Raw genomic sequence first — 4,930 nt, 5'->3', positions numbered from 1 at the left:
CCGGCGCGCCGACCGTTTGCGCGGGGCGAACCCCTCGAAACAAAACTTGTCCGACGGCAGCCCGGACACTGCCAGCGCGGTGGTTACCGCCGACGGGCCGGGCAGGCAGGTCACCGGCAGGCCGGCGTCGACGCATGCCACCACCAACCGGTAGCCCGGGTCGCTGATCGCCGGCATTCCGGCATCGGTGACCATCAGCACCGTCGCACCGGCACTGATCGCCCGGAGCAGCACCGGCACCCGGGTGTCCTCGTTCTGGTCGAACAGGCTGACTATCTTGCCGGTGATCCGGACGTCGACCGCCCTGGCCAGCGTGCGGACCCGGCGGGTGTCCTCGGCGGCGACGACGTCGGCGGAGCCGAGCGCCGTCACCAGCCGCGCCGACACGTCCGACGGCTGGCCTAACGATGTGGCGCCCAGCAACAGTCGACCGCCCGCCATAGCGCACAGCCTACGATCGGTGCAATGACCGCCCCTCCTGCCGACGTCGCGGAGCGGACGGTCCCCGTCATCAGCCCGGGGCCGCTGCTGCCCATCGCGGATTTCGGGCCGGTCGATCGTGTGCAGGGCTGGGCGGTGACCGCGGTGGTGACCGCGTTGGCGGCGGTGACCCGGTTCGTCAACCTCGGCTCGCCGACCGATGCCGGCACGCCGATCTTCGACGAGAAGCACTACGCGCCCCAGGCGTGGCAGATGCTGCGTAATCACGGTGTGGCGGACAACCCCGGGTTCGGTCTGGTCGTGCATCCTCCCGTCGGCAAGCAACTGATCGCGATCGGCGAAGCGATCTTCGGCTACAACGGGCTGGGCTGGCGGTTCACCGGCGCATTGCTCGGCGTGATCATGGTGGTCCTCGTGGTGCGGATCGTGCGGCGGATCAGCCGCTCGACGCTGGTCGGCGGTATCGCCGGGCTGTTGCTCCTCGCCGACGGCGTCAGCTTCGTGACATCAAGGACTGCGCTGCTCGACGGGTTTCTGGCATTCTTCGTGGTCGCGTCGTTCGGTGCGCTGATCGTCGACCGCGACGACGTTCGGAAGCGGATGCACATCGCGCTAGTCGAGGGCCGCAGCGCCGAAACCGCATGGGGTCCGCGGCTGGGGGTGCGCTGGTGGCGGTTCGGCGCCGCGGTGCTGCTCGGATTAGCCTGTGCGACAAAGTGGTCGGGCCTGTACTTCGTGCTGTTCTTCGGGCTGATGTCGTTGGCGTTCGACATCGCGGCGCGCCGCGCCTATCGGGTGCGGCGGCCGTGGCTGGGCGCGCTGCGCCGCGACCTGGGACCCACTGTCTATGCGCTGCTGCTGATCCCGTTCGCGGTGTATCTGGCGTCCTATGCGCCGTGGTTCGCCTCCGAGACCGCGATCGATCGCCATGAGGTCGGCCAGTCGATCGGCCCGGCAACATCCTTCCCCGTGCCCGACGCCATCCGGTCACTGTGGCATTACACGTACAAGGTCTACCAATTCCATTCCGAGCTAACGAATTCCGCGGGCAACCACCATCCCTGGGAATCCAAGCCGTGGACCTGGCCGATGTCGCTGCGACCAGTGTTGTACGCGATAGACCAGCAGAATGTTCCGGGCTGTGGCGCACAGTCGTGCGTCAAAGCGGTGCTGTTGGTCGGTACGCCGGCGATGTGGTGGCTTTCGGTGCCGGTTCTCGGTTATGCGGCGTGGCGGATGTTCGTCCGGCGGGATTGGCGGTACGCGGCCGTGCTGGTGGGCTACTGCGCCGGCTGGCTGCCGTGGTTCGCCGACATCGACCGCCAGATGTACTTCTTCTATGCGGCCACGATGGCGCCGTTTCTGGTGATGGCGATCGCGTTGATCCTCGGGGATATCCTTTACCAGCCGCATCAGAATGCAGAACGCCGCACGCTCGGGCTGATCGTCGTGTCCTGTTACGTGGCACTCGTGCTGACGAATTTCGCCTGGCTGTTCCCGGTGCTCACCGGCCAGCCGATTTCGGCGGCCACCTGGAATATGGAGATGTGGCTGCCCAGCTGGCGGTGATTTTTCCGGCCGGCGCCCCTCCCACTCGCGAGATAGAAGCCAGGGCTGTGGTTTTGGCTCTTTCCACAACCCTGACTGCTGATTGGTGACCAGTTGTCGGTGCAGGCGTCGATGATCACGACCATGAATGGACCCATCGTCGGCAGCGAGGCCATTGCTCAGGGCTCGCTCAGCCGCAGCCAGCTCCGCTGGAACTACCAGCCGATCTTTCGCGATATCTACATTCCGAAATCGATGTGTGTGCGTCATTCGAGGTCATGACCGTCGGTGCATGGTTGTGGTCGGGCCGACGGGCAGTGGTCACCGGACGCGCGGCAGCGGCCCTACACGGTGCGGAGTGGGTCGACGACTCTGCGCCGGTCGAGCTGCTATGGACGAACAATCACTACCCTCCCGGCACCATCGTTCGCGACGAGCGATTCCAGCCCGACGAGGTAGCCTCCGTCAGAGATCTCACAGTTGCCACGTCTGTGAGAACCGCATTCGATCTGGCTCGCCATCTCCCACGGACCATGGCGATCGCCCACCTCGACGCGCTTGCCCGCGCGACACGCATCACCGAGCAGGACGTTCTGTATCTGGTGGGTCGCTATTCGGGTGCACGTGGAAACAAGCGTGCACGAATGGCCCTGTCATTGATGGACTCCGGTGCTGAATCGCCCAAGGAATCCTGGTTGCGGCTACTTCTTATCGGCGCCGGGTTTCCCCGGCCCGCGACCCAGATTCGGGTTACTGATGGCCACCTCGTCGCCTACCTCGACATGGGCTGGGAGGAGCCGATGGTGGCCGTAGAGTACGACGGCGATCAGCATCGCACGGACCGGGAACGATACGTCAAAGACATCCGACGAGCCGAAATGCTCGATCGCCTTGGTTGGCGTGTGATCAAGGTGATCAAAGAGGATCGGCCTAACTACATCATCGAGCGGGCGCGCACCGCACTCGCCCGACGGGGCTGGGTACTGCGCTCACGAGACAGAAGCGACGGTCGTGCGGCCGCCTGAATCACAGCCATAGCTTCTGTTTCGCGCCCAACGAACTACAGCGGGTCGCGGGCGGCGGGACACGACATGCAACGCGGCCCGCCGCGGCCGGTGCCCAACTCGGAGGCGGCGATGGTGAGCACCTCGATGCCGGCGTCCCGCAGGCGGGTGTTCGTCCGCACGTTGCGCTCGTAGGCCACGACGACGCCGGGCGCCAGCGCCAATGTGTTGTTGCCGTCGTCCCATTGTTCACGCTCGGCGATAACGGGGTCCAAGCCGGTGTCGATCACCCGCAACTCGTCGATGCCCATCGCGGCGGCCGCGGCCACCACGAACGCCGCCTCGTCAGAGATCTTCACACCGTCAGGGGTGCGCGCAATCGTGAAGGCCGACAACGTGTCGACGACATTGGCGAACATCACCACCGCGTCGGCGTCGACCATTGTGCAGACCGTGTCCAGGTGCATCTGCGCGCGCTTCTGCTCGATCGGCACGGCGAGCACGGTGTCGGCGAGATCATCGTCGAACAAGCTGCGCGCCAAGGCCTCTGCCCCGGCGGGCGAGGTCCGCTCCCCCACTCCGACCGCGACGACGCCCGGCGACAGCAGTAGCACGTCGCCGCCTTCGACGGGCGCGGTGTGCGATTCGTAGGCGCGCCGCACGCCGGCGAACCGTGGATGGTGGGCATAGACCAGATCGGTCAATGACGCCTCACGGGTCCGTGCCGGCAGCGCCAGTGACGGGATGACCACCCGCGGCCCTATCCAGATCGACGAGTCGCGGGTAAAGACCAGGTTCGGTAACGGCTCGATGACGAAGTCGGCGCCGTGGTGCATGAGGCGCACCAACGACACGTCGGCCCAGTCGTTCGACGGGAGCTCCGCAAACGTCATACCGGCCATCAGGACATCTGCCAGGGTGGCCGGGTCCAGACCGCACAGGTAGTCCGAGAGCTCTTGGGCCAGCGGCAATCCGAGCCGACGGGCATCCACCGCGGCGGCGATGCCCTGCATCCGGGCCGCACTGCTTTCCAGAGCTTTGGTCAGTAAGTCGGCCAGCAGCAGCACCTCGGCACCGGCCGAACGCAGCACCTCCGCGAACGCATCGTGCTCGTCTTGCGCCCGTGCGACCCACGGCAACCCGTCGAACAGCAACTTGTCGTTGTTGCGCGGTGTGAGCCGCCGCAGTTCGGCACCCGGGCGGTGCACAATGACCACTCGCAAAGTCCCCACTTCGGAGTTGACGCTCAGTCCGTTGCTGCTCACAGTTAGCACGGTAGCGCCAACCGCCACCTCAAGTATGGTTTAGGTCTATGGACTCTCAGGAGCTCCTTCCTAGCGAACTGGCAGCGCGGGCCGGGGTGGCGATTTCGGCGTTGCACTTCTACGAGCGGCAGGGGCTGATCACCAGCCGGCGCACGTCGGGCAACCAACGCCGCTACAGCCGCGACGTCCTGCGCCGGGTGGCGTTCATCAGGATGTCGCAGCGACTGGGCATCCCGCTGGCCCGGGTGCGGGAGGCGTTGGCCACCCTGCCCAGCGATCGGATTCCCACCAGCAAGGACTGGGCCCGGCTCTCGGCCGGCTGGCGCGCCGACCTCGACGACCGGATCCTGCACCTGCAACGGCTGCGCGACAACCTGGCCGACTGCATCGGGTGCGGTTGCCTGAGCCTGCGCAGTTGCGCGCTGTCCAATCCGGGTGACGTGCTCGCCGAACAGGGACCCGGGCCGGTCCGGCTGCTGTAGATTCTGCGGCGACCCGCTGCGCCCGGCTCCGCCGCGCTTGCGATCGCCGCTAAGTCGAACGCACGTGCGGCTCCTCAGGTTTGTGTGGGGAGTTTGGGGTGTAGGCCGCCGAGGCATAGGTAGATCATCGAGGTCAGTGTTTGGGCTGAGTGGTGTCCGTAGCCGCGGGCGTTGATGAGCCGGATTTTGG

At 66.1% G+C, this 4,930-nt stretch carries 4 protein-coding genes and 1 pseudogene; 3 read left to right on the top strand and 2 right to left on the bottom strand.

Features of this window, described 5'->3' with window-relative positions:
* A partial coding sequence (rsmI, locus tag ACRDTL_RS12920) for a 16S rRNA (cytidine(1402)-2'-O)-methyltransferase (protein ID WP_431507102.1) occupies positions 1-441 on the bottom strand: 441 nt, incomplete at its 3' end.
* Positions 442-465: 24 nt separating this feature from the next.
* Here rsmI and ACRDTL_RS12915 point away from each other — a divergent pair.
* Both ACRDTL_RS12915 and ACRDTL_RS12910 read left to right on the top strand, forming a co-directional pair.
* On the top strand, positions 466-2,010 hold the full coding sequence (locus ACRDTL_RS12915) for a dolichyl-phosphate-mannose--protein mannosyltransferase (RefSeq protein ID WP_431507101.1): 1,545 nt from the start codon (positions 466-468) through the stop codon (positions 2,008-2,010).
* A gap of 123 nt (positions 2,011-2,133) precedes the next feature.
* Positions 2,134-3,014: pseudogene (locus ACRDTL_RS12910) on the top strand (DUF559 domain-containing protein).
* A gap of 35 nt (positions 3,015-3,049) precedes the next feature.
* Here ACRDTL_RS12910 and arcA read toward each other — a convergent pair.
* Positions 3,050-4,258, bottom strand: coding sequence for an arginine deiminase (gene arcA, locus ACRDTL_RS12905; RefSeq protein ID WP_431507100.1), 1,209 nt, complete (start codon positions 4,256-4,258; stop codon positions 3,050-3,052).
* Between the two features lie 47 nt (positions 4,259-4,305).
* Between arcA and soxR the strand changes: the two genes are divergently transcribed.
* The gene (gene soxR / locus ACRDTL_RS12900; protein ID WP_431507099.1) at positions 4,306-4,740 is read left to right on the top strand and encodes a redox-sensitive transcriptional activator SoxR; all 435 of its coding nucleotides are present in this window, start codon (positions 4,306-4,308) and stop codon (positions 4,738-4,740) included.
* The last annotated feature ends 190 nt before the right edge of the window (positions 4,741-4,930 follow it).

Source organism: Mycobacterium sp. (genome assembly GCF_050700595.1).
Taxonomy (GTDB): Bacteria; Actinomycetota; Actinomycetes; order Mycobacteriales; family Mycobacteriaceae; genus Mycobacterium.
Note: the sequence above shows the minus strand (reverse complement) of the source record. Positions and strands in the feature narration are given on the sequence as shown.

Bases quoted from the DNA above. Each gene is read 5' to 3' on its own strand.
- ACRDTL_RS12915 (WP_431507101.1), top strand. From the start codon at position 466: ATGACCGCCCCTCCTGCCGACGTCGCGGAGCGGACGGTCCCCGTCATC.
- soxR (WP_431507099.1), top strand. From the start codon at position 4,306: ATGGACTCTCAGGAGCTCCTTCCTAGCGAACTGGCAGCGCGGGCCGGG.